Origin of the sequence: Bradyrhizobium sp. LTSPM299 (genome assembly GCF_000938235.1) — a bacterium.
Lineage (GTDB): Bacteria > Pseudomonadota > Alphaproteobacteria > Rhizobiales > Xanthobacteraceae > Bradyrhizobium.
The window spans coordinates 653,295-675,316 of sequence record NZ_JYMU01000006.1 but is presented as its reverse complement, the minus strand read 5'-3'; the positions used below and the strand labels follow the sequence as shown (position 1 = coordinate 675,316).

At 64.6% G+C, this 22,022-nt stretch carries 24 protein-coding genes; 13 read left to right on the top strand and 11 right to left on the bottom strand.

The window, feature by feature from the left end; translation table 11 throughout:
• The first annotated feature begins 22 nt into the window (after positions 1 to 22).
• Positions 23 to 829 carry a phytanoyl-CoA dioxygenase family protein gene (locus tag UP10_RS04445; protein WP_044586094.1) on the top strand — a complete coding sequence of 269 codons (807 nt, stop codon included), beginning with the start codon at positions 23 to 25 and terminating at the stop codon, positions 827 to 829.
• 31 nt (positions 830 to 860) lie between these two features.
• On the opposite strand, the gene UP10_RS04440 is transcribed toward UP10_RS04445, so the two are convergent.
• Entirely contained in the window at positions 861 to 1,289 is a 429-nt protein-coding gene (locus tag UP10_RS04440) for a winged helix-turn-helix transcriptional regulator (protein ID WP_156179648.1), read from the bottom strand.
• Positions 1,290 to 1,387: 98 nt separating this feature from the next.
• Here UP10_RS04440 and UP10_RS04435 point away from each other — a divergent pair, with 98 nt between their 5' ends.
• Both UP10_RS04435 and UP10_RS04430 read left to right on the top strand, forming a co-directional pair.
• Positions 1,388 to 2,416, top strand: coding sequence for an SDR family oxidoreductase (locus UP10_RS04435; RefSeq protein WP_044586198.1), 1,029 nt, complete (start codon positions 1,388 to 1,390; stop codon positions 2,414 to 2,416).
• Positions 2,417 to 2,503: 87 nt separating this feature from the next.
• Positions 2,504 to 3,289 carry a 2-keto-4-pentenoate hydratase gene (locus UP10_RS04430; protein ID WP_044586092.1) on the top strand — a complete coding sequence of 262 codons (786 nt, stop codon included), beginning with the start codon at positions 2,504 to 2,506 and terminating at the stop codon, positions 3,287 to 3,289.
• 32 nt (positions 3,290 to 3,321) lie between these two features.
• Here UP10_RS04430 and UP10_RS04425 read toward each other — a convergent pair whose 3' ends face one another.
• Positions 3,322 to 3,729 (bottom strand): ClpXP protease specificity-enhancing factor SspB, encoded by a 408-nt coding sequence (locus UP10_RS04425; protein WP_082076975.1) that lies wholly within the window; start codon positions 3,727 to 3,729, stop codon positions 3,322 to 3,324.
• A gap of 76 nt (positions 3,730 to 3,805) precedes the next feature.
• Complete coding sequence (locus UP10_RS04420) at positions 3,806 to 4,537, bottom strand: carbonic anhydrase (protein WP_044586091.1); 732 nt, start codon at positions 4,535 to 4,537, stop codon at positions 3,806 to 3,808.
• A gap of 910 nt (positions 4,538 to 5,447) precedes the next feature.
• Here UP10_RS04420 and UP10_RS04415 point away from each other — a divergent pair.
• From UP10_RS04415 to UP10_RS04400, 4 genes are all read left to right on the top strand, one after another.
• Complete coding sequence (locus UP10_RS04415; protein WP_044541609.1) at positions 5,448 to 5,771, top strand: ArsR/SmtB family transcription factor; 324 nt, start codon at positions 5,448 to 5,450, stop codon at positions 5,769 to 5,771.
• Positions 5,768 to 6,199: an SRPBCC family protein gene (locus UP10_RS04410; RefSeq protein WP_044586090.1), complete on the top strand. Its 432-nt coding sequence runs from the start codon at positions 5,768 to 5,770 to the stop codon at positions 6,197 to 6,199. Before UP10_RS04415 ends, UP10_RS04410 begins: the two co-directional genes overlap by 4 nt.
• 143 nt (positions 6,200 to 6,342) lie before the next feature.
• Positions 6,343 to 6,573 carry a hypothetical protein gene (locus tag UP10_RS04405; RefSeq protein ID WP_044586197.1) on the top strand — a complete coding sequence of 77 codons (231 nt, stop codon included), beginning with the start codon at positions 6,343 to 6,345 and terminating at the stop codon, positions 6,571 to 6,573.
• Between the two features lie 33 nt (positions 6,574 to 6,606).
• Entirely contained in the window at positions 6,607 to 7,035 is a 429-nt protein-coding gene (locus UP10_RS04400; RefSeq protein WP_044541606.1) for a DUF1801 domain-containing protein, read from the top strand.
• A 75-nt stretch (positions 7,036 to 7,110) separates the two neighbouring features.
• On the opposite strand, the gene UP10_RS04395 is transcribed toward UP10_RS04400, so the two are convergent.
• From UP10_RS04395 to flgF, 7 genes are all read right to left on the bottom strand, one after another.
• Positions 7,111 to 7,488 carry an antibiotic biosynthesis monooxygenase gene (locus tag UP10_RS04395; protein WP_245321653.1) on the bottom strand — a complete coding sequence of 126 codons (378 nt, stop codon included), beginning with the start codon at positions 7,486 to 7,488 and terminating at the stop codon, positions 7,111 to 7,113.
• 12 nt (positions 7,489 to 7,500) lie between these two features.
• Complete coding sequence (locus UP10_RS04390) at positions 7,501 to 7,938, bottom strand: hypothetical protein (RefSeq protein WP_044586196.1); 438 nt, start codon at positions 7,936 to 7,938, stop codon at positions 7,501 to 7,503.
• A 163-nt stretch (positions 7,939 to 8,101) separates the two neighbouring features.
• Positions 8,102 to 8,938 (bottom strand): transglutaminase-like domain-containing protein, encoded by an 837-nt coding sequence (locus tag UP10_RS04385; protein ID WP_044586195.1) that lies wholly within the window; start codon positions 8,936 to 8,938, stop codon positions 8,102 to 8,104.
• A gap of 257 nt (positions 8,939 to 9,195) precedes the next feature.
• Complete coding sequence (gene flgH / locus UP10_RS04380) at positions 9,196 to 9,951, bottom strand: flagellar basal body L-ring protein FlgH (RefSeq protein WP_044541605.1); 756 nt, start codon at positions 9,949 to 9,951, stop codon at positions 9,196 to 9,198.
• A gap of 5 nt (positions 9,952 to 9,956) precedes the next feature.
• A complete protein-coding gene (flgA, locus tag UP10_RS04375; protein ID WP_156179647.1) occupies positions 9,957 to 11,066 on the bottom strand; it encodes a flagellar basal body P-ring formation chaperone FlgA in 1,110 nt (369 codons plus the stop codon).
• An 11-nt stretch (positions 11,067 to 11,077) separates the two neighbouring features.
• Positions 11,078 to 11,866: a flagellar basal-body rod protein FlgG gene (gene flgG / locus UP10_RS04370; RefSeq protein ID WP_044541604.1), complete on the bottom strand. Its 789-nt coding sequence runs from the start codon at positions 11,864 to 11,866 to the stop codon at positions 11,078 to 11,080.
• A 16-nt stretch (positions 11,867 to 11,882) separates the two neighbouring features.
• The gene (gene flgF / locus UP10_RS04365) at positions 11,883 to 12,647 is read right to left on the bottom strand and encodes a flagellar basal-body rod protein FlgF (protein ID WP_044586089.1); all 765 of its coding nucleotides are present in this window, start codon (positions 12,645 to 12,647) and stop codon (positions 11,883 to 11,885) included.
• A gap of 383 nt (positions 12,648 to 13,030) precedes the next feature.
• On the opposite strand from flgF, the gene fliL reads away from it, so the two are divergent.
• From fliL to UP10_RS04340, 5 genes are all read left to right on the top strand, one after another.
• Complete coding sequence (gene fliL, locus UP10_RS04360) at positions 13,031 to 13,522, top strand: flagellar basal body-associated protein FliL (protein WP_044586088.1); 492 nt, start codon at positions 13,031 to 13,033, stop codon at positions 13,520 to 13,522.
• An 18-nt stretch (positions 13,523 to 13,540) separates the two neighbouring features.
• Positions 13,541 to 14,743 (top strand): flagellar motor switch protein FliM, encoded by a 1,203-nt coding sequence (gene fliM / locus UP10_RS04355; RefSeq protein WP_044541601.1) that lies wholly within the window; start codon positions 13,541 to 13,543, stop codon positions 14,741 to 14,743.
• Positions 14,740 to 15,213 (top strand): DUF6468 domain-containing protein, encoded by a 474-nt coding sequence (locus UP10_RS04350; protein WP_044586087.1) that lies wholly within the window; start codon positions 14,740 to 14,742, stop codon positions 15,211 to 15,213. Before fliM ends, UP10_RS04350 begins: the two co-directional genes overlap by 4 nt.
• Positions 15,210 to 16,016, top strand: a complete 807-nt coding sequence (locus UP10_RS04345) for a MotE family protein (protein ID WP_044586086.1) — start codon at positions 15,210 to 15,212, stop codon at positions 16,014 to 16,016. Before UP10_RS04350 ends, UP10_RS04345 begins: the two co-directional genes overlap by 4 nt.
• A gap of 246 nt (positions 16,017 to 16,262) precedes the next feature.
• Complete coding sequence (locus UP10_RS04340) at positions 16,263 to 16,964, top strand: Crp/Fnr family transcriptional regulator (protein ID WP_044586193.1); 702 nt, start codon at positions 16,263 to 16,265, stop codon at positions 16,962 to 16,964.
• A 17-nt stretch (positions 16,965 to 16,981) separates the two neighbouring features.
• On the opposite strand, the gene UP10_RS04335 is transcribed toward UP10_RS04340, so the two are convergent.
• Positions 16,982 to 17,431, bottom strand: a complete 450-nt coding sequence (locus UP10_RS04335) for a GNAT family N-acetyltransferase (RefSeq protein ID WP_044586085.1) — start codon at positions 17,429 to 17,431, stop codon at positions 16,982 to 16,984.
• A 735-nt stretch (positions 17,432 to 18,166) separates the two neighbouring features.
• Here UP10_RS04335 and UP10_RS04330 point away from each other — a divergent pair.
• Entirely contained in the window at positions 18,167 to 21,967 is a 3,801-nt protein-coding gene (locus tag UP10_RS04330) for a hypothetical protein (RefSeq protein ID WP_044586084.1), read from the top strand.
• The last annotated feature ends 55 nt before the right edge of the window (positions 21,968 to 22,022 follow it).

Below are 22,022 nucleotides of genomic sequence, written 5' to 3'. Positions count from 1 at the left end.
GACCAATGTTTGAGAGACAATCATGACCCATCGAGACGACGCGCGTGCGCTTGACGACGCGCAAATTGAGCAATTCATCGAACAGGGCTTCGTCAGGATCGACGGTGCCTTTCCCCGCGAACTCGCTGATGCCGGCCGCGCCATCATGTGGCGCGACCTACCGTGCAGCGAGCACGATCCGTCGACATGGACGCGGCCGGTGATTCGGTTGCCCGGCTATGGCGAGGAGCCGTTCCGGCAGGCGATCAATAGGCCGATGCTGTATCAGGCCTTCGACCAGATCGCCGGCCCCGGCCGCTGGCGTCCGCGGCACAACATTGGGACCTTTCCGGTGCGCTTCCCGCATCCGGACGATCCCGGCGACGCCGGCTGGCATGTCGATGCCGGCTTTGCCGGCGACGATTGCGATCCCAACGAGCGGCGAGACTTCTCCGCCTGGTGCGTCAATATCAACTCGCGGGGCCGGGCGCTGTTGATGCTGTTCCTGTTTTCCGATGTCGGCGAGAATGACGCGCCGACACGGATCAGGGTCGGTTCGCATTGGCCAATGGCGCGATACCTGGCGCCGGCGGGCGAAGCGGGACGCGCGCGCATGGTGCTCGACGACATGGGCGCCGATTGCGAGGTCGCGCTGGCGACGGGGGAGGCGGGCACCGTCTATTTGTGCCATCCCTTCCTCGTGCATGCGGCGCAGAAGCATCGGGGAACCGCGCCGCGCTTCATGGCGCAGCCCGAGCTGAGCCCGGCGGAGCCATATCGGCTGGAACGCGAAGACGGCGCCTACTCGCCAGTCGAGATCGCGATCCGTCGCGCGCTCGGGATGGGATAGGCACGATACCGATCTGGAAGCGAGGCGACACTCAGCCGACTCCGGCCTCGAGTTGCGCCTCGCTTGCCACAGTGCTGCGGCGCGGGCCGTAGGTCTTCGACCACGCCAGCAATTCGCGGAACGCCGGCAGCAGGCCCCAAGCTGAGTCAGTCAGCTCGTATTCGACCTGTAGCGGCTTTGCGGCGAGTACCTTTCGTGACACCAGGCCGTCGCGCTCCAGCTCGCGCAGCTGTGCCGTCAGCATGTGCTGGGTGATCGGCGCCAGTGCGCGGCGCAGCGCGCCGAAGCGCACGCCGCCATCCATCAAGGTGCCGAGGATTTCGAGCTTCCACTTGCCGCTCAGCGCATGGATCGCCTGCTTGAATTCGGAAAGCAGGGCAGGATCGGCGATGCACCCCTCGCATTCGCGGTTGTCGCAGGGATCGGTGGTATTGTTTTCCATACCAGTCTCGAAATTCATTCTACTTGCCCAAACTCACATAGGGACCCAGATGCGGCTTGGGCAGGGCGGCCGGCGCGATTTCCTGACATCGCCGAACCATGGAGAAGGGTGACAACATGAGCACGGTTTTGGTCACGGGCGGGTCGGGTTTCATCGGCGCGCATACCATTTTGCAGCTTCTGGCCGCTGGCCACGAGGTGCGGACCACTGTGCGCAATCCCGATCGGGCCAAGGACGTGGTCGCAATGCTGCGTGAGGGCAGCGCGTCCGCGCCCGACAAGGTCGGCTTCGTCACCGCCGATCTGTTGCGCGACGACGGCTGGCGCGAGGCGGCAGCCGGTTGCGATTACGTGCTCCACGTGGCTTCGCCGTTGGGCGTCCATGTGCCCGAGGACGAGAACGAACTGATCATTCCGGCGCGCGAAGGAACCTTGCGTGTGTTGCGCGCGGCGCGGGACGCCGGCGTCAAGCGCGTCGTCGTGACGTCGTCGTTTGCGGCGATCGGCTATGGTCATCCGCCGCGCACCACGCCGTTCGACGAGACCGACTGGTCCAATCTCGATGGCGACGGCGTGCAGGCCTACCCGAAATCCAAGACGCTGGCCGAACGCGCCGCCTGGGATTTCATCGCGCGCGAAGGCGGTGGCCTCGAGCTTGCCGTGGTCAATCCCACCGCCGTATTCGGTCCGGCGCTGGGTGCGGACTTCTCCGAGTCGGTCGGCATCGTCAAGGCGCTGCTCGACGGCGCGATGCCGGCGGTGCCGCGAATCTATTTCGGCCTCGTCGACGTGCGCGACGTCGCCGACCTGCATCTGCGCGCCATGACATCGCCCAAGGCCAAAGGCGAACGCTTCCTCGCGGTTTCCGGTGAAACCATGTCGATCCTGCAGGTCGCCCGCGTGCTGCGCGAAAAAATCGGCGACAAAGCGCGGCGGGTGCCGCGGTTCCAGGCACCGGACTGGCTGATGCGGCTCGCGGCGCGGCGTAATCCGTTGGCGCGCGCGGCCCTGCCGTTGCTGGGCAAGGTCCGGAGCTCCACCAGCGCGAAGGCGCAGAACCTGCTCGGTTGGCGCCCGCGCGGCAACGCGGAGATGCTCGTTGCGACCGCCGAGAGCCTGATCAGGCTTGGCCTCGTCAAGGCGTAACCGGATGCGTCGCCTGATGCGCTTGCCAGACTCCTCCCTGAGTGCTGAATTGCCGCGAGCAAACAGAACGACAGGGAGGCTGCGCCGATGGACAGGATCTTGGCGGCCGCAAAGGCGATTGCCACCGCGCGCCGCAGCCGCGCGCCGCTGAAGGCATTGGCCAAGGACGTCGCGCCGCGTGACGAGGCCGAGGGCTATTTGGTGCAGCGCGCGCTGCACGATTTGCTGCGCTCCCAGGTCGGCAGTCTCGTCGGCTACAAGATCGGCTGCACCAGCGCGGTGATGCAGCAATATCTCGACATCCCGCATCCCTGTGGCGGCGGGATATTCGAGAAGGTGGTGCATGACAGCGGCGTGCGATTGCCGCACGGCGATTACGTCCATGTCGGCGTCGAATGCGAGATCGCGGTGAGGCTCGCGCGCAATCTCACCGCCGGCGACGCGCCGTTCACCGCCGAATGGGTCGCGGGTGCGATCGAGGCCTATCATCCCGCGATCGAGATCGTCGACGACCGCTACGTCAAATGGGAGACGCTCGGCGCACCGACGCTGGTCGCCGACGATTTCTTCGCCGCCGGCTGCGTGCTCGGTCCGGCGGTACCGCGCATCACGGCGCCGGATCTGCTCAGCGTGACCGGCCGCGCGATCATCAACGGCGAGGAAGTCAGCCGCGGCACCGGCGCCGACGTGCTCGGCCATCCCCACAATGCGCTCGCCTGGCTTGCCAATCATCTCGCCGCCGAAGGCCGTGGCCTGCATGCCGGGCAGATCGTGTTGACCGGCAGCCTGGTCAAGACGATCTGGCTGAAGGCCGGCGACGCCGTCGTAATGGAACTCGACGGGCTCGGCAAGGTCGAGGCGACGTTCGCCTGAAAGGAGCCATTCACCTGACTGGAGCCTTGGACTCAAGGCCGGGACGATACCGAGTCTTTGTCGTCGCGGCCGCATGTGCGAACCGAGTTGTCGTAGAATTCCCTCACCGCGTCGAATGACACGGTGAGGCGGGCATATTTGTGCTTGAACCAGAGGCCGACGTCGAAGCCGTCGTCCGTCACGACCAGCCGGTCGAATTCATGTTGCAGGACGATGGGCATCTCGTCCGGATAGTTTTCCAGGAGATAGGCAGGGACCTTCACGCCTGTGGCGCGGGTCGCGAATGTGACATTGACCGGCCGTTCCTCCGTGGCGAGACGGAGCGAGGCTGCCATCCCGGCGCGGGCAGCTATGGTGTTGCACGGCTCGGCGTTCGCGCGCGAGGTCACTAGGAGTGTTGCCGCGAACAGTAGCCTCGCTGCCAACTCGTACCTGCGCATTGCCGTCTCCGTTGCACCTCGCCATCGCTTCTGTGGTCGGAAGCCGCGGCGAGGTTCAATTGGCGGGGCGGTCCGCTCACACGATCAGTTCGACCTTGCCGTCGCCGAGGCGATAGATGCCGCCGACGATCTTGAGCTTGCCCTGGTCGACCGCGGCGCTGAGGATCGGTGTTGCCGATTTGAGTTTTGCAATGTTGTCGATGACGTTTTGCCGGATCGCGTTTGTGAGGTGGTCACCGGGCTTGCCTTCGGTCGCCTTCACAGCCGGCGCGATCGCGCTGACCAGCGAGGGCAGGTGTCCGGGCAGGGTGGTGTTGTCCTTCAGCGACTTGATGGTGGCGTCCACCGCGCCGCAGCTGTCGTGGCCGAGCACCATGAACAGCGGAACGTTGAGCGCGGACGCGGCATATTCCAGGCTCGCGACGGTCTCATCGCTGGCGAAATTGCCGGCGACGCGGCAGACGAACAGATCGCCGCGGCCACTGTCGAAGGCATATTCCGGCGCGATCCGCGAGTCGGCGCAGCCCAAAATGCCGGCGAACGGGTTTTGTCCGCCGGCCAGCGCCTCGCGTTCATGCTTGAAGTCGTGCCGGCGCGAGACGCCGTCGACGTAGCGGGCATTGCCCTTTGTCAGCCGGTCTAGCGCCGCATCCGGCGACAGCAGGTTCTCCGGCTTTGGCGGCGGTTTTGTCTCCTTGGCGAAGGCCTGTGGTCCGAAGGCGAGACCGGCGGCGATGCCACCAGCCGCGGCAAGAAAGAAGCGTCGAGACCGTTGCGCAGGAGCTTTGGCTTTGCAGAGCTGGCACATCGAGGTTCTCCATCGTGAAGGGAAGAGCTATTGCCGGCAGCTTTGTGTCACTGCGAGCGAAGCGAAGCAATCCATTCACGATGTCGTCACCCGCGCATGCGGGTGACCCAGTATTCCAGAGACGGCCGTGCTTGAGCCGATGGGCCGCGGCGTACTGGGTCGCCCGGTCCATGTGCGCAATTGCGCACAGGCCGGGCGATGACAGTGGTGGATATGACTTCGCCTTCTCGCGACATGATTTGTCCGAGTTTTGCATCTCGTTCCGCCCTCAAAGCAGGGCGCAGGGAATGCCGGGTGCGCGCTCCACCCGTGGTCTCGTGTGCAAGAGTAGAAAAGATAACGCACACGAGCATACAGGTTCAGCGGAGGCACTCCGGCATTCCCTCGCGATGGCTTTACGGCTTATACGTGCTCCCGGCGAGACCGGGCTTTGTTGTCACCGTCCTTACAAAGACGCTTTCGCGCACTTCGCAAGGAGACACCGACCACTGGGGCGTCAGGTCCACACGACTTCACCGTCCGCTTTGGCACGTTCGTCTCGTGTGCCGTAGCGGCCACCGCATCTCACCGCAACGTCCGTGACGATCGCGAGCGCCCCTCAATCGGGTGAGACCGCGGCATTAAACGGGTGAGTTGGGGTTCGCGTCAAGTAGAAATTCGGAAAAGACGAATATTCTGATCGCGCGAGATTGACGAGGGTTTTGCTGCGTAGCCGGTCAACGGGCAGATCTGGGACGCCCGGACTCAATAACATAGCTATGTAGTTATAAATTGGCCTCGCAAGGCTGCTTCAGGACGGGTGCTGTGCTGTGCGGTGCAGCCTCTTTTGCACTCAGCGAACATTCCAGTTGACTAACCCATAGCTCGCCAGATATGTGTCTATCCATAGCCAATGGGTTATTGATCGACAATGTCTAACACCCACGATGTGCTGTTCAGGACGCTCGCCGACCCGACCCGGCGGGCGATCTTCGAACGATTGTGCCGCGACGGCGAGCAGACGGTCGGGGCCCTGACGGCGCGGGCCGGGGTCTCGCAGCCGGCCGTCTCGAAACATCTCGGCGTCCTGAAACAGGCGGGGCTGGTGCGCGATCGCCATGAAGGGCGCCAGACCCATTACAGCGCGCAACTCGGCGCGCTGGCTCCGCTGATCGACTGGACCGGCCAGATGGCCAACTTCTGGCAGAACCGGTTCGACCATCTCGAAGACCTCCTCAAAAGGATGGACCAATGACCATGCAAGCAACTGAAACGCGCGCGGTGATTGTCGAGCGCGACATCTGCCATCCGCCGGAAAAGCTCTGGCGCGCGCTCACGCAACCGCATTTGATCGAGGAGTGGCTGATGAAGAACGATTTCAAGCCCGTCGTCGGGCACAGCTTCAATCTTCGCGGCGACTGGGGTGGCGTGCTGGACTGCAAGGTTCTCGCCATCGAGCCGAACAAGACGCTGTCCTACACCTGGAATTTCGCGCACGAGGATGCGGCGTTCAATCTGGAGAGCGTGGTGACTTTCACGCTGACGCCGACGCGCACCGGGACGCACCTGCGCGTTGAGCAGACCGGCTTCCAGCCGAACCAGAAGCAGGCCTATGGCGGCGCTCACGCCGGATGGAAGCAGTTCTTCGACAAGCTCGATCAGGTTGTGGCGCGGACGGAGTGAGGCGGCGCCGCGCTCTATCAACGTTATTGCGAGGAGCGATAGCGACGAAGCAATCCATGGCTCCGTATATGCCGCACGATGGATTGCTTCGCTTCGCTCGCAATGACGGAGTTTATTTTCTCACATCATCCGAGGAGGTCTCATTGAACTGGAATAGCTTGTTACGCCAACTCCACCGCTGGCTCTCGATCGCGTTCACGGTGGCGGTGATCGTCAACGTCGTCGCCATGGTTGGACAGCAACAAGCCGTTTGGATCGGTTTGCTGGCGCTGTTCCCGTTGATCCTGCTCCTGCTCTCCGGCCTGTACCTGTTCGCGCTGCCCTATCTGAGCCCGCGGCGGATGAAGGCCTCGACGCCAGCATCGTCGATGTGATTGCATGAACAGGACTCAGGACGAGAGGCATCAATGACTCCATCGGAACGTATCGACCAGATGATCGCTGATATCACGGACTGGCGCGGCAAGACGTTCGCCAGCATGCGCAAGAGCATCCTCGGCGCCGACCCTGAGATCACAGAGGAATGGAAGTGGATGGGAAGCCCGGTGTGGGAGCGCGACGGCATCATCGCGGTCGGCAATGCCCACAAGGGCAAGGTGAAGCTGACCTTCATGTACGGCGCGAGCCTGCCGGACCCCGACAAGCTGTTCAACGCCGGTCTGGAAGGCAACGCGCGGCGCGCGATCGATTTCCTCGAGGGCGACAAGATCAACGACCGCGCGCTCAAGACCCTGATCCGGGCGGCGATCGCGTTCAACCAGGCCAAATCGAAGAAACCGGCGAAGAAGGCGTCAGCGCCGGCTCGTGCGACTGCGCGCAAGGGCAAGAAGGCATAAAGCACTCACGCATTGTCGCAGCCGTGCGATCCGCGTTGCGCGGCCCGCGCGCAACGTCGGTCGCGTTGTCGGCCGTCACGCCTTGGTATGCACAATCACCGGACCCGCGACCGCAGTGGCCGGTCCGACCAGCAGAGGGGCGAGATTCTCGTCGATCCAGGCCAGCGCGCGGCGGTTGGCTTCTTCGGCGCCGGCATGGTTGTTGAAGACGCTGATCGCGGTGACCGTGTCGTCGCCGGCATAGACCACGTAATAGGCCATGAAGCCTTCGACGTCGCTGATGATCGGAATCGCGCCTTCCTTGATCCGGCGCGCGAGTTCTTCGGCGGAGCCAGTCTTCGCCCTGGCCTGACGGATGGCGGCATACATCAGATCCTCCTCCCGGCTTGCTGCGATCGCGATGCTGCGCTTCGCGCAGGCGCGATCGTACGCCTGCCCGGGCGGAGACGCCATCGGGGGATCGGTTCAGCCGAAGCGCTTGTTCCCGAACTGCGTTGCGGTGCGGCGGTCGGAGGGGATTTTCGGCAGCCGCGCCAGATCCGCGTGCGCCGGCGGCGGCTTTGGAGCGGGCGCGGGTGGCGGCTCCTGCTGCAGGAACAGGGTGGCCTCGAAACGAACATCGGGGGCTTGCCTGGCGGTGCCCGCGCACACTGCGGTGTTGCCGTTGAACTTGCCCGTCAGAAGCGCCTCGACCTCGTCGCAACCGAACACCGTGGTCGGGCCGTCGGCGTATCTGCGCGTCGTCAACCTCGCCGTGAAGCGGTTATCCTCGACCTCGTAAGAGCCGCCATAGGCGAACATGCAATCGCCGCCGGAAATCCTGCCGTTCTCGAGATAGACGATGCCGGTGCCTTCGCCGCGCGGTGTCCGGAACCAGGCTGCATATTGACCGTCTCTGGGCATGGACATCATTGCAATTGGAAAGCCCTGCGTTGTCCTCTAGCTACGGTGCAAGTTTGCGAACCGCTACTGCGCTTTGTTGCGACGGTTAACGAACCGGCAAAGCAATGACGCGAGTTGTGCGAAGCGGTATCCGGTTGAAGCTGGGCCGGCCAAGTCGTGGCGGTCAGGCCGCTTCCTGTGCACTGCGGTTTTCGTCCGTCACTTCGTCGGTGGTAACGGCGAACCGCGCCAGCTGCGTGACCCCGAACGCGGTGGAGATCGCGACGTCGGCGGCGTCGCGACCGCGTGCAATCACCACACGCCCGATCCGGGGATGGTTGTGGCGTGCGTCGAAGGTGAACCAGCGCCCGTCGAGGAAGGCCTCGAACCATGCGCTGAAGTCCATCGGCGCGGGGTCGCGGGGAACGCCGATGTCGCCGAGATAGCCGGTGCAGTAGCGCGCCGGGATATTCATGCAGCGGCACAGCGTGACGGCGAGATGGGCGAAGTCGCGGCAGACGCCGATCTGTTCGGCATGGCCCTCGGATGCGGTGCGGTCGCAGCGCGCGTGGTGATAGCCGAACTCGATGCGGTCGTGGACGTAATCGCAGATCGCCTGGACGCGCGGCCAGCCTTCCGCGACGGCGCCGAACCGCGACCATGCGAACTCGGACAGTTTTTGCGTGTCGCAGTAGCGGCTGCCCATCAGGTAGACCAGCACGTCATCGGGCAGGGCGTCGATGGCCCATTGCCGCGCGGCGGGCGCGACTTCGTCGGGCTGGCCGCTGTCGGCGATCACGAAATCGTTGCGGATCTCGATCACGCCTGGTGGCGCAACGAGGCGCGTGCAGACGTTGCCGAACATATCGAGGTAATCGCGTGACGCGATGCCGCCGGAGAGGCTGATGCGATGCTCCGACCTCAGGTCCGGCGCGCGGGACGGATGGACGCTGAGCATCAGCACCATCGGGGTTTCCTGGAAGCACTGGAATGCGATGTCGTAGCCTGCCCGTATTTTCAACGCCCACTCCATAGGTTCGCTTGCTGGGTTCGCATCAAGCGTCGATGGCGGGAGATGGTTCCGCGCGATTGCCGGTCAAGGCTGCCGAAATTGCAGGCGTTCGTGGCTGAAATTGTTGTCGCCACTGGGGAACCGTTTGCTCCCCGGGTGGGCGCGATCAAAATGCCGCGGCCTCCGTTAGGGGAGCTAACGGAGGCCGCGTTGGTACATCACGCCGCGCCTAGGTTCGCGACGAGATGTGGGAGCTCGTGAAGAGGTCAGAACGGGAGCAGGACGTCCAGCACCTGTTGGCCGTAGCGCGGCTGTTGCACGTCGCTGATCTGACCGCGGCCGCCATAGGCGATGCGGGCCTCGGCGATCTTCGAGGAGTCGATGGTGTTGTCGCTCTGGATATCCTCCGGGCGTACGATGCCGGCGACGATCAGTTCGCGCATTTCGTAATTGACCCGAATCTCCTGCTTGCCTTCGACGACGAGATTGCCGTTCGGCAGGATCTGGGTGACAACGGCCGCGACGTTGGTCTGCAGCGCTTCCTGGCGGTTGACCGAGCCCTTGCCGTCGCTGGATGAGGTGGAATCGGCGGTCAAGAGCCGTCCGGGCAGCACCTTCTGCGCCTGGGCGCCGAGTGTCTTCGCGCCGAGGAAATCGGTGACGCCGGAGTCTTCGGTATTGGTGCGGCTGCGCTGCGTTTCGTTGGCGATATTGGCCTTGTCCGTGATGTTCACGGTGACGGTGAGGATGTCGCCGACGCGTGCGGCGCGCTGGTCCTTGAAGAAGGCCCTCGAACCGCTTCGCCACAGCGAGTTCGGGCTGTAGGAGGCGACCTCGGGCTTCGGCATCGGCATCTGCACCGGCTTGTAGCCGGGCGCCGTAGTCGGATTGTCGATCGAGGCCAGCTTCGGCTGCTCGCCGATCTGGGAGAGGCGGTCGATCGCCGAGCAGCCGCTGGCGATTGTTCCGAGCGCGAGCAGCGAAACGGTCAGGAGGAAGCGGTTGGTACGATACGGGGACATGACACTTACTCGGCGTTTGGAGCGACTGAACTGAGTTTGACGGTGGCGGGCGGCTGGGCGGTGCCGAGCGAAGAGGTGGCGTCGGCGGCCGGTGCCGGGCGCGGCGTTGCGACCTCGATCGCAACCTGGCCGCGGCCGATCACGGTGCCGGAGACGACACGCTTGGACTGCAAATTCATCACGCTGACGACGTCGCCTTCGGTGCCGCCGTCCATCGCCTTGCCGCGGACGGTGAGGTAGAGGCCGGCGTTCTGGTAGATCAGCGTGACGTTCTGGTCGCGGGTGACGAGATCGGGCTTGACCAGATCGGGGGTGCGCAGCGCCCGGCCGGCGGTGATCTGGCGGCGGGCCTGCATGCCGATGGCGCTGTCGCGCGCCGCGGCGTCGGTGCCGACCTCCGCTTTCGGGCGGCGTTCGACCACCACGTCGGAGGCCTTCAGCACATCGCCGCGCTCGACGCTGCGGGTCAGGATGGCGGCCTCGACGGTCTCGATCGCGGTTCCGGTGAAGCGCAGCTTGAGCGGCGCGGCGCCGGCGGCATTGGCGATCTCGAAGCTGACGTCGAAGCGCGCACTGCGCGGTTCGTAGCGCACCGCGACCGGCTGCATCGCGCCGGTGTTGGTGGCTTCGAGGCGGAGGTCGCCGGGATCGCGGTCGAAGGTCAGGCTCATATTGGCGGCATCGCCGAGGCCGTGGCGGCGCTCGAGCGCGTGCGCCACCTGTTGCTCGAGCTCCTTGGTGTCGATCGTGCGCGCCAGCCGCGTCACCGTGATCTCCTTGAGGCCGCTTGTGTCGACGCCGATGACCTGGCGCGCGCGCAGCATGTTCAACACCTGCGCGACCGGCAGCGTGCCCGTGGTGCCGAGGTCCGGCGCGCGATAGATCGCAACAGTGGCTGCGCTGCCGGCGTTGTCTATGAGGTCGCCGACGCGCACGATGTCGTCCGCGACAGTGACGCTGGCGCGCAGCGTCGGGACCGCGATGGTCTCGCCGCTGTTTTGTGCGGCCGCGGAGGTCGTGGCCGCGACCAGGGTCACCGTCGCGGCGAGCAGGACCGAGGCTGCCAGGACCGAGGCTGCCAGGACCGAGGCTGCAAAGGGCGAGCGGGCGATCATCGACATCATCCTCAACGGAACAGGTTGGAGGTGGACTGCATCATCTGGTCGGCCGCGGAGATCACCTTGGAGTTCATCTCGTAGGCGCGCTGTGCCGCGATCAGGTTGGAGATTTCCGAGACCACCTCGACGTTGGCCTGTTCGAGGTTGCCCTGTTGCAGGTCGCCATAGCCGTCGGCGGAGGCGATGCCGTCCTGCGCCGGACCGGAGGCCGGCGTATCCGTGAACAAATTATCGCCGATCGGGTTCAGCCCGGCTTCGTTGATGAACCGCGTCAGGCCGATCTGGCCGACCGTGGTCGAGGCAGTCGAGCCCGGCAGCGTGACCGAGACCTGGCCTTGCGTGTTGATGGTGATGCCCGAGGCGTTTTGCGGGATCGTGATGGTCGGCTGCACCGGATTGCCCTGCGCGGTGACGACGCGGCCCTGGTTGTCCATCTGGAACGAGCCGTCGCGGGTGTAGGTGAAGGTGCCGTCCGGCATCAGGATCTTGAAGAAGCCGTCGCCGCGGACCGCGAGATCGAGGGTGTTGCCGGTCGGCGACAGCGTGCCCTGGGTCATCATGCGCGGCGTGCCGACGGTCTTGACGCCGCCGCCGAGGTCGATGCCAACAGGCAGGATGGTGCCCTGGCTGGAGGCCTGCGCGCCGACCCGGGTGACATGGTCGTAGATCAGGTCCTGGAACGCGGCGCGCTGCTTCTTGTAGCCGGTGGTTTGCAGGTTCGCGATGTTGTTGGAGATCACCTGAACGTTGAGTTCCTGTGCCGCCATTCCGGTCGCAGCGGTATATAATGCGCGCATCGGTCAATCCTCCGGATCAGGTCGGCACGTCGGCGAGCTTCTCGATCGCCGATTTGTGCAGGTCGCTCTGCTGCTGCAGAAGCGATGCGATTGCGGTGTAGGTCCGCGTGATCTCGACCATGCGGCTCATCTCGGTGACGGAATTGACGTTGGACTTCTCGATGAAGCCCTGCCGGATCTGCGATTTTGTGTCGATCGCCGCCGTGGCGCCTTCACCCGGCGCGTAGAGGTTGCCGCCTTCCTTCAGCAGGCGCTGGGCCTGCGCGAACGACGCCAGCCGCAGCTTGCCGCGCACCGAGTCAGTTCGGGCCGTGCCCTCGACCACCGTGATATTGCCGTCGGCGGCGATGTTGACGTCGTGATCGGTCTGCTGGAACACGATCGGGCCGGAATTGCCGAGCACCTGGTAGCCCGAAGAGGTGACGAGCTGGCCCTGGTTGTTGATCTGCAGATTGCCGTCGCGGGTGTAGCGTTCGCCGCCGGGCGTCTGCACCACGAGGAAGCCGTCGCCGTCGATCGCGACGTCGAGCGGGCTCTTGGTCTGCTCGGTCGGGCCCGCCGTGAAGTCGTGGAAGGTGGCGCGGTCCTGTACGAACGAGACGCGGCGGTCCGAGGAGGCGAAATTGTCCTCATGCGCGCTCGACGACAGATATTCCTGGAACAGCGAACGGTCGGCCTTGAAACCGTTGGTGTTCATGTTCGCGAGGTTGTTGGAAACGACATCGAGTTGCCGCTCCAGCACCATCTGCTTCGATAGTCCGACCAGAAGCGTATTCTGCATCGGTGGTTCTCCCCTGTGAGGTGATCCGATTGCTAAGCTCTCCCAAGCCTTGACACCGGATCGTCGGTAACCTCTCGGCTCTCCCAAGCCTGCCGGTTACGCTTGTCCTCTCAGCGAAAGCCGTGCCAACTCAAAATATGACGTAATTTGAATGGGTTAGGTATTTTGTCGGGCGCCTGACGGGGCGGCAGAAAGGTCTTGTTGACCATGTTTGCCCGGCAGTTTTTTCCTAGTGGAGGGTTAATGCTAAGTTTCCATTAACCATTATTACCGCAGAGTTGCCGTCAGTGGGGGCGCGCGTGCGCCAGCGGCATTTGTATCGCGTCTTCAGGCCAAGGCTGGTGGTAATCGCGTTCGCATCCCTCAATTGAAGCGGGCGGACGATGGCGGACGAGGAAAAGACGGATAGCGGCGACGGCGCAGCCGCCGCCCCGAAGAAGGGCAAGCTCAAGCTGATCATTGCCGCCGTCGGCTTCCTGGTCATCGTCGGTGCCGGTGCGGGCGGATGGTTCTTCTTCATGCGCGGCCACGGCGAGGAGCAGCACGCCGAAGCGCCGCCGCCGAAGCCGCCGTCCTTCGTCGACATCCCCGACATGATGGTCAATCTGGTCGGAGCGCCCGGCGAGCGCGTGCAGTACCTGAAACTGAAGCTCGTGCTCGAGCTCAAGGAAGAGAAGCAGGCCGAGGCCATCAAGCCGGCTTTGCCGCGCGTCACCGACCTGTTCCAGACCTATATGCGCGAACTGCGCCCGAGCGACCTCAACGGCTCGGCCGGCCTGTTCCGCCTCAAGGAGGAGCTGACCAAGCGCGTCAATCTCGCGCTGGCGCCCAATCAGGTCAACGCGGTGCTGTTCAAGGAAGTCGTGATCCAGTGACGGGGCGGACATAAAGCCATGGCCGGCAACGACCAGATGGACCAGGATGCCATTGCGGCGCAGTGGGAAGCCTCGCTCGATTCCGAGGATCCCGTTGCCGCAGCGGAGGAGGCGGCCAAGAACGAACTCACCGAGAACATGTCGCTGCAATGGGCGGCCATGGTCGAGGACGGCAGCCGCGATTTCGGCAGCAAGACCGCCAATGGCGAGCGCGTGCTGTCGCAGGAGGAGATCGACAATCTCCTCGGCTTCACCGTCGGCGACGTCAGTCTCGACGAGCATTCCGGCATCCGCGCCATCATAGATTCCGCGATGGTGTCCTACGAGCGCCTGCCGATGCTCGAAATCGTGTTCGACCGCCTGGTGCGGTTGATGACGACGAGCCTGCGCAATTTCACCTCAGACAACGTCGAAGTCTCGCTCGACCGCATCACCTCGGTGCGGTTCGGCGACTACATGAACTCGATCCCGCTGCCGGCGGTGCTCTCGGTGTTCAAGGCGGAGGAGTGGGAGAATTTCGGCCTCGCCACCGTCGATTCCAGCCTGATCTATTCGATGATCGACGTGCTGCTCGGCGGCCGCCGCGGCCAGACCCAGCTCCGCATCGAGGGCCGGCCCTACACCACGATCGAGACCAACCTGGTCAAGCGCCTGGTCGAGGTGGTGCTGTCGGATGCCGAACAGGCGTTCCGGCCGCTGTCGCCGGTGACGTTCACGATCGACCGGCTCGAGACCAACCCGCGCTTCGCCGCGATCAGCCGTCCGGCCAATGCCGCGATCCTGGTGCGGCTGCGCATCGACATGGAAGACCGCGGCGGCAATGTCGAATTGCTGCTGCCCTACGCCACCATCGAACCGATCCGCAACGTGCTGTTGCAGATGTTCATGGGCGAAAAGTTCGGCCGTGACGAAATCTGGGAAGGCCATTTCGCCACCGAAGTGGCGCAGGCCGAGATCTCGGTCGATGCGGTGCTCTACGAGGCCGACATTCCGCTGAAGCAGCTGATGCGGCTGAAGGTCGGCGACACGCTGCCGCTCGACATTAGCGCCAACTCGCTGGTGTCGGTGCGTTGCGGCAACGTCATTTTGACCGAAGGGCGTATGGGGCGGGTCGGCGACCGCGTCGCGATCCGCGTCACCAAGAATTTGCGCAAACCGCAAACCACCTTCGCGATGTTCGAGAGGGCGGACGAGCAGACCAAGATGATGGAGGCACCATGAGTCACGGACTTGGAATAGCAATCGAGAGTCTTGTCGCAGTGCTTCTGATGCTGACGATCGGTTATTGCTGGCTGCTCAACAAGCGGCTGCAGCGGCTGAAGGCGGACGAGCATTCGCTGAAGGCGACGATCGGCGAACTGATCACCGCGACCGAGATCGCCGAGCGGGCGATCGGCGGGCTGAAGCACGCCGTTCGCGACGTCAACGAGAACCTCGGCAACCGGCTCGAGGCGGCGACGCAGATGTCGGCGCATCTGAAGAGCCAGCTCGCCGAAAGCGATCAAGTGGTGCGCCGCCTGTCCAAGATCGCGCTTGCGGCGCGGCCCGCTGAACCCGCAGCGGCGCCTGTATCGGCATCGGTGCCATCAGCAGCGGTCGCACCGGCGCCGAGGGTCTCCGCCGCGCGTGCCGTCGCGGCGGCCGCCGAAGCCTTCACCGAGCGCCGGAGGGCCAGCGGCCTCGCTGCATGAAGTGGTTCCGTGACATTAGGGTGATACCTGTCGTGCTGGCCGCGATCTTCGGCCTGATGGTGCTGAAGATCGCGGGCCTCGTGCTCGATGGCGGCTACGTGTTCGACTACGATCCGCAGTCGACCACGCAGTCGTGGGCGCAGGAGACCTTCAACTTCCCCAGCCGCAACAAGGTCGCGGCCGACAACAAGGTCAAGATCGACCCCGCCGACATCACGGGATCGGTGGAAGGCAAAGAAGAAAAGAAGCAAGAAACGAAGGAGGAGCCGCCAAAGCCCGTGGCTCCCGAAGCCGCGCCCAAGCTTGACGGCGTGGTGGTCAATATGGACCAGACCGCGCCGGTCTCGGCCTCGGAGCGCGCCATCCTGGAACGGCTGCAGGCGCGCCGCCAGGAACTCGAGCAGCGCGCGCGCGAGGTCGATATCCGCGAGAGCCTGTTGAAGGCCGCCGAGAAGCGCATCGCGTCCAAGGTCGAGGAGGCCAAGGCCAACGATGCCCAGGCGATCGCCACCGCGGCCAAGAAGGCCGAGGCCGACGCCGCCCGCTTCAAGGGCATCGTCACCATGTACGAGAACATGAAGCCGAAGGACGCCGCCAAGGTGTTCGATCGGCTCGACATGAGCGTGCTCTACGAGATCGCCTCGCAGATCCAGCCGCGCAAGATGTCCGACATCCTCGGCCTGATGCAGCCGGAAGCCGCCGAGCGGCTCACCGTCGAACTCGCCCGCCGCGCCGGCAGCAACACGACGAGCGATGATCTTCCCAAGATCGAAGGCAGGCTGCTGACGCCGAAGACGAACTGACGGGGTAGCGTGGTTTCTTCGCCTATCGCCGGGAGACGTGTGGCGCCCCAACCAGCCTGCGGCTGGCGGATGAGCTGGAGCGTGACGTCATCAGAGACTGCGTGATTTGAGCGTGGTATCGTCCCTCCACTGCATGCGCATGGCCCCGTGGGGTGGCTCGTGGTGCTCGGCGCGGTAACCTTCGATCCACGGCTCGTGCGCAGCAACCGGGCACGCAAATTGTCGGATTTCTCGGCAGCGGATCACATGACCCAACCCATTAAATTGTCCGTCCTGCGCCAGCACCCGTACTTTCGCGATCTTGCGGCCGAGGCGCTCGACCAGCTTTGCCGCTATGCCAAGCACACTGCGCTGAAGCGAGGCGCCACGCTTTTCGCCAAGGATGATCCGGGCAACAGCCTTTACGTTGTTATCAGCGGCACGGTGAAGATCAGTATCTCCTCTTCTGAAGGCCGCAACGCAATCCTCAACTTGATCGGGCCCGGCGAGCTGTTCGGCGAGATGGCGGTGCTGGATGCACAGCCGCGGAGTGCCGACGCCACGGCGAACACCAATTGCGAGATTTTCGTCATCGACCGCCGCGACTTTCTCCCCTTCGTGCGCAGCCAGCCGACGCTCGCCATGAAGTTCATCGAGCTGTTGTGCGCGCGGGTTCGGCGGACAAGCGATCAGGTCGAGCAGCTCATTCTGCAGGATTTGCCGGGACGACTTGCCAGCGCGCTGCTCGGCCTGAGCGAGGCGCGCAAGCTCGATGCCGAAGGGGGCACCATTGCGATTACGCAACAGGAAATCGGCGACATGGTCGGCATGACCCGCGAGAGCATCAACAAGCAATTGCGCGCGTGGGCCTTGCGCAAATGGGTTCGTCTTGAACACGGCGCGATTGTCGTCCTCGATGCGCCCGCGCTGCGGGAACTCGCGAGCGCAGGAGCGCGCGGCGACGATTGACGCGCAAAGCCTGCAAGCTAGGGACGGCGTACTTCGAAGTAGGTTTTACCGTCGCGATGAAAGCCCGCTTCCTCATAGAAGCGCAGGGTGGTCTCCCGCTTCGAACCCGTCGCCAACAGGACTTTGTAGCAATCGGCCTGCCAGGCAACATCGAGCGCATGGGCAAGAACCTGTCGGCCGAGCCCCAGCCGACGGTAGTCGGCGTGAGTGACGACATTCTCGATCACCCCATATGATCTGCCGCCTCGCGTCAGGTTCGGAACGATCGCGAGCGTGCACGAGGATACGAGTAGCTCCGCTGCTTGCGCCACGATCACGGTCATGACGCCGGATGTTAGCAATTTCGACCAGACGCGCTCGGCGGTTGCTGCCTCTAGCTGAGGATCGTGCGGATGAAGGTGTCGATAAAGCTTCAACAGCTCGGGCAGATCGTGTGCTGCCGCAGGGCGGACGATGGCTTCGTTCATAGACGGATACCAGGGATCGATCGGAATAGGACATTATAGCTGCCTAAACCCCACGCCTGGAAGACGTGAGGGACACCGAAAGAATTGGCTTTGGAGGTCGCCGACTTCCGTTCCGGGTCCAGCGCGCCAGTTTGATCCCTCGCCAACCGTCCGGTTTGCCCCCATCAACGGTCGCCATCCTGACGCCTGATTTCTGCCCGACGCTAACCGAACCAAGTCGTTTCGCCGCGCATGGTCCCGCTCGCAAGGGGAGAAGCTCGTGATGTCGAGACTAGCAATCGCGTTTGTGTTGGTCCTGGCCGCGACCGCGGCCAACGCGCAAGATACCAGGTCTGGACAATCGAATATGCCGGCCGTAGCCAGTGCGAATGTAACACGGCCGTTCCTTTTTGATGGACGAATGCCAGGTGATGGCGCCCGGCAGGGAGCGCTTACCAACGATCATCACCCCAACGCTGGCGCCATCGTCATGCCACCGAAAGCCGGCCAGCCACCGCGCGAACGATGAGGTCCGCGCACCTTTTTACTGAATTAGTCATCCGCTCCGTGGCCACTGCGGGCTCCTGGCGATGACTGGCCCACAAATACACACCGATCTGAAGAGATCGGCGTGCCCCGCCGCCTTCGCAATCCATTGACGTTAACAGCTCCTTAACGCCGCCAATCCAAGATCGGGACGCGTGGGCGAGGGCGCTTCGCGCTGGCATTGTTGAGGCTTTGACAAGACGTTTCGAGATGGCGCGAACGGCTGCCGCTGGAACATGGTCGCAGGGCCGCGCGTGGGCGCGGATTGCGCGGTTGTGCGCGCTTGCCTCCGGCCTCGTTCTCGCCGTTCTCGCATCGCCGACCGCTGCGCGCGCCGAAGATCCCGTGCCACTGGTGCCGGGTGAGGCGACATTCTCCGCCGCCAACGGCTTTGCCCGGCTGACGCTGAAGCTGAAGGAGGACGTCGAGTCCGAGGTGACAACGGCGGGCTCGATCATCGTGATCCGCTTCAAGCGTCCGGTCGACGTCCCCGTCGAGAAACTGTCGGAGGCCGTGCCCGACTACGTCGGCTCGGCGCGCCGCGATCCGGACGGCTCGGCCATCCGCCTGTCGCTGGCACGCCGCGTGACCATCAACACGATGACCGCGGGCGAGCGCATCTTCATCGATTTCCTGCCTGACAGCTGGACCGGCCCGCCGCCTTCGCTGCCGCAGGAGGTGATCCGCGAACTCGCCGAACGCGCCCGCGCCGCCGAGCGCCTGCTTCGCCTGCAGCGCGCGGCCGATGCCGCGAAGAAGCGGCCGCCGGTGCGCGTCCGCGCGCTGCTGCAGCCGACCTTCGTGCGCTTCGTCTTCGAGGTCCCCGACGGTGTCGGCGTCTCCTCGGTGCTGAACGAACAGAAGCTGACGTTGTCGTTCAACACGCCGCTGATCTTCGACCTCGCGGACGCCAAGATTGCAGCCCCCCCGAACGTCGCCTCGATCGGCGCGCGCGCCGATACCGATACGTCGGCCGTCGACATGACATTGATCGGCGATGTCGACGTGCATTCGTTCCGCGAGGAAAAGAACTACATCGTCGACGTCGCATTCCAGCGCAACGAGCAGCCGGAGCCGGCGATGCCGGCCGCCACCTCGCTGATGCCTGCGGTTCGCGGCAAGCAGAAGGGGGCGGCACTGCAGCAGCCGGCCGCGATCGCCCCCGTGACGTCGGAAGGTTTTGCGCGAGAGGCCAAGATCGAGATCAAGCCTGCACAGGCGAAATCCGAGACGCCCCAATCTGAACCGGTCAAGTCTGAACCGGTCAAGTCCGAGACCGCTAACTCCGAGCCAGCCAAATCCGAGCAAGTCCAGGCTGCGGCTGCACCGGCGCAGAACGCGCCTGCAGACGAAAGCGGGCCGGCTGCGCTCCATGACGGCAAGGCTGGAGGCGCGGCAGAAGCGCGGCAGGCGGCTCTCAGCGAGGCGCCGAAATCGCCGGCTCCTGCAATGGAGCGGTCCGCGACGGCGCCGCAGGCTGCCTCGCAACCACCGCCCTCGGAGGCGCGCCCGAACGCCAAGACCGGTTCGGTTGAGGCGCAGCGCGACAGCGACGGGCTCCGCGTCACCTTCTCCTTCCCTTCAGCGACGCCCGCCGCATTGTTCCGCCGCGCCGACGCGGTGTGGATGGTGTTCGATTCGCTTGACGTCATCGACCTCGATCCAATCCGCGACAAGGGCGGCGCCATCATCGGCGACGTCAGCCGGATTCCGCTGGAGAAAGGGCAGGCGATCCGCATCCGCCTCAACCGGCCGCAGATGCCTTCGCTCGAAAGCGATGACCGCTCGCGCGGCGTCAGCTGGACGCTGACCTTCGCCGACCGCGTGCAGAAGCCGCCGCTGCCGCTCACCGTGGTGCGCAACATCTCCGATCCCGCGCTCGCCAATGTCAGCGTGCCGCTTGCCAATCCCGGCCAGCTTCACAGGCTGGTCGATCCCGATGCCGGCGACACGCTCTGGGTCGTGACCGCGCCGCCGCCGACCCGCGGCATCATGAAGCGGCAGGATTTCGTCGAGCTGTCGCTGCTGGAATCGATCCACGGTCTCGTGGTGCATCCGAACGCCGATGACGTGAAGGCCGAGGTCGGCGCCGACAAGGTGATGCTGGGGCGGCCGGGGGGGCTGACCCTGTCGTCGGCCGACGTCGCCGCCGAGCGTGCCACCGCCGCAGTCAAGCCGCTGTTCGAGGTCGACGAATGGCGCAAGAACCAGTCGGAGAATTTCCTCGAGCGCCTCGACGGCCTGATCACGGCGATCTCGGCGGCCAATGCCGAGCAGGTTCCGCAGGCCCGGCTCGATCTCGCCAATTTCTACATGGCGCGCGGCATGTATCCCGAAGCCCATGCGGTCACCAATTTGATCCTCTCCGACAGCAAGCGCGGCAGCGAAGAGCCTGCGGTGGTGATGACGCATGCGGTGGCCAGCATCCTGGTCGGCCACCCGGCACAGGGCCTGAAGGATCTCGCCAATCCCGTAATCGGCAATGGTTACGATTCCCAATTGTGGAAGGCGCTTGCCTTTGCGCGTCAGGGCAAATGGGCCGATGCGCGGGAGCGATTCAAGAACGCGGAATTCTCGGTCGCGACGCTGCCGTCCGACCTGCAGCGCATCATCACCATGGATGCGATGCGGGCCTCGCTCGAGGTGAAGGACTATGCCGGCGCGGCGCGGCGCAAGAGCGACCTCGACGTGGTCGGCGTCCCCGACGACGTCAAGCCTGCGGTCGCCGTGCTGAAGGGTCGGCTGGGCGAAGCCCTCGGCCAGGAGAAGGATGCGCTCGACGCCTATCGCTTCGCCGCCAATTCGGCCGACCGCGAGGCCGCCGCCGAAGGCAAGCAGCTCGAAACCCTGCTGCGGCAGAAGCGCGGCGAGATCAATCAGGCCGATGTGCTGAAGGAATTCGAGCTGCTGTCGATGATGTGGCGCGGCGACGCCATCGAGCTGAAGACGCTGTTTGTGCTCTCCAAGATCTATTCGGACACCGGACGCTATGCCGACGCCTTTGCCGCGACCCGCGCCGCGACGCGGCTGCAGCCGAATTCGCCGGAATCGCGGCAGGCGCAGGATGCGGCCTCGGCGCTGTTCACGGAGCTTTTCCTCGGCGCCAAGGGCGACGAGATGCAGCCGATCGACGCGCTCGGCACCTTCTACGAATACCGCGAGCTGACCCCGATCGGCCGCCGCGGCGACGAGATGATCCGCCGTCTCGCCGATCGCCTCGTCGGCGTCGATCTGCTCGATCAGGCCACCGATTTGCTGCAATACCAGGTCGACAAGCGACTCGAGGGCGCGGCGCGCGCCCAGGTCGCCGCGCGCCTTGCGATGGTTTATCTGATGAACCGCAAGCCCGACCGCGCCATCGCCGCGCTGCGCCTGACCCGGATCGCCGACCTCTCCGGCGAATTGCGCCAGCAGCGGCTGCTGCTCGAGGCGCGCGCGCAGAGCGATGTCGGCCGGCACGACCTCGCGCTCGACATCATCTCCAACATCACCGGCCGCGAGGCGATCCGGCTGCGGGCGGACATCTACTGGGCGCAGAGGCAATGGCGCGAGGCGTCCGAGCAGATCGAGCTTTATTACGCCGACCGCTGGCGCGACTTCACGCCGCTTAATGCCGCCGAGAAGGCCGATATCATCCGCGCCGTGGTCGGCTACGCGCTCGCCGAGGACGCCATCGGCCTGTCGCGGTTCCGCGAAAAATACGCGCCGCTGATGTCGGGTGACGCCGACAGATTGGCATTCGATGCCGCCAGCAAGCCGATCGCGACCTCTAGCGCGGAGTTCGCCTCGATCGCCAAGATGGCCGCTGGTGTCGACACGCTGGACGGTTTCATCCGCGAGATGAAGACCCGCTTCCCCGACGCCACCGCCCGCGCGCCGCTGCCGGATCCGGTCTCGACGGGATCGCTGCCGGACAAGGCCCAGGACAAGGCAAGGGACAAGGCAAAGGCCACGCCAGTGAGCGACCTGCCGGCAATCAAGGGTGAGAAGCGCGCGAGCGCCGCCCAGTAACGCCTCTCGACAGACGCCCGTCAAATCGGCAACCTCGGCGCAAACTGGAAAACGC

What these genes read in the sequence shown, in the direction of transcription:
- UP10_RS04330 (WP_044586084.1), top strand. Translation starts at nt 18,167, where the DNA reads ATGGCGCGAACGGCTGCCGCTGGAACATGGTCGCAGGGCCGCGCGTGG.
- UP10_RS04400 (WP_044541606.1), top strand. Translation starts at nt 6,607, where the DNA reads ATGACTCCATCGGAACGTATCGACCAGATGATCGCTGATATCACGGAC.
- UP10_RS04345 (WP_044586086.1), top strand. Translation starts at nt 15,210, where the DNA reads ATGAAGTGGTTCCGTGACATTAGGGTGATACCTGTCGTGCTGGCCGCG.
- UP10_RS04350 (WP_044586087.1), top strand. Translation starts at nt 14,740, where the DNA reads ATGAGTCACGGACTTGGAATAGCAATCGAGAGTCTTGTCGCAGTGCTT.
- UP10_RS04445 (WP_044586094.1), top strand. Translation starts at nt 23, where the DNA reads ATGACCCATCGAGACGACGCGCGTGCGCTTGACGACGCGCAAATTGAG.
- UP10_RS04435 (WP_044586198.1), top strand. Translation starts at nt 1,388, where the DNA reads ATGAGCACGGTTTTGGTCACGGGCGGGTCGGGTTTCATCGGCGCGCAT.
- UP10_RS04390 (WP_044586196.1), bottom strand. Translation starts at nt 7,938, where the DNA reads ATGCCCAGAGACGGTCAATATGCAGCCTGGTTCCGGACACCGCGCGGC.
- flgF (WP_044586089.1), bottom strand. Translation starts at nt 12,647, where the DNA reads ATGCAGAATACGCTTCTGGTCGGACTATCGAAGCAGATGGTGCTGGAG.
- UP10_RS04420 (WP_044586091.1), bottom strand. Translation starts at nt 4,537, where the DNA reads ATGTGCCAGCTCTGCAAAGCCAAAGCTCCTGCGCAACGGTCTCGACGC.
- UP10_RS04430 (WP_044586092.1), top strand. Translation starts at nt 2,504, where the DNA reads ATGGACAGGATCTTGGCGGCCGCAAAGGCGATTGCCACCGCGCGCCGC.
- UP10_RS04335 (WP_044586085.1), bottom strand. Translation starts at nt 17,431, where the DNA reads ATGAACGAAGCCATCGTCCGCCCTGCGGCAGCACACGATCTGCCCGAG.
- flgH (WP_044541605.1), bottom strand. Translation starts at nt 9,951, where the DNA reads ATGTCCCCGTATCGTACCAACCGCTTCCTCCTGACCGTTTCGCTGCTC.
- UP10_RS04440 (WP_156179648.1), bottom strand. Translation starts at nt 1,289, where the DNA reads ATGAATTTCGAGACTGGTATGGAAAACAATACCACCGATCCCTGCGAC.
- fliM (WP_044541601.1), top strand. Translation starts at nt 13,541, where the DNA reads ATGGCCGGCAACGACCAGATGGACCAGGATGCCATTGCGGCGCAGTGG.
- UP10_RS04395 (WP_245321653.1), bottom strand. Translation starts at nt 7,488, where the DNA reads ATGGCGTCTCCGCCCGGGCAGGCGTACGATCGCGCCTGCGCGAAGCGC.
- flgG (WP_044541604.1), bottom strand. Translation starts at nt 11,866, where the DNA reads ATGCGCGCATTATATACCGCTGCGACCGGAATGGCGGCACAGGAACTC.
- UP10_RS04410 (WP_044586090.1), top strand. Translation starts at nt 5,768, where the DNA reads ATGACCATGCAAGCAACTGAAACGCGCGCGGTGATTGTCGAGCGCGAC.
- fliL (WP_044586088.1), top strand. Translation starts at nt 13,031, where the DNA reads ATGGCGGACGAGGAAAAGACGGATAGCGGCGACGGCGCAGCCGCCGCC.
- UP10_RS04340 (WP_044586193.1), top strand. Translation starts at nt 16,263, where the DNA reads ATGACCCAACCCATTAAATTGTCCGTCCTGCGCCAGCACCCGTACTTT.
- UP10_RS04415 (WP_044541609.1), top strand. Translation starts at nt 5,448, where the DNA reads ATGTCTAACACCCACGATGTGCTGTTCAGGACGCTCGCCGACCCGACC.
- UP10_RS04425 (WP_082076975.1), bottom strand. Translation starts at nt 3,729, where the DNA reads ATGCGCAGGTACGAGTTGGCAGCGAGGCTACTGTTCGCGGCAACACTC.
- flgA (WP_156179647.1), bottom strand. Translation starts at nt 11,066, where the DNA reads ATGATCGCCCGCTCGCCCTTTGCAGCCTCGGTCCTGGCAGCCTCGGTC.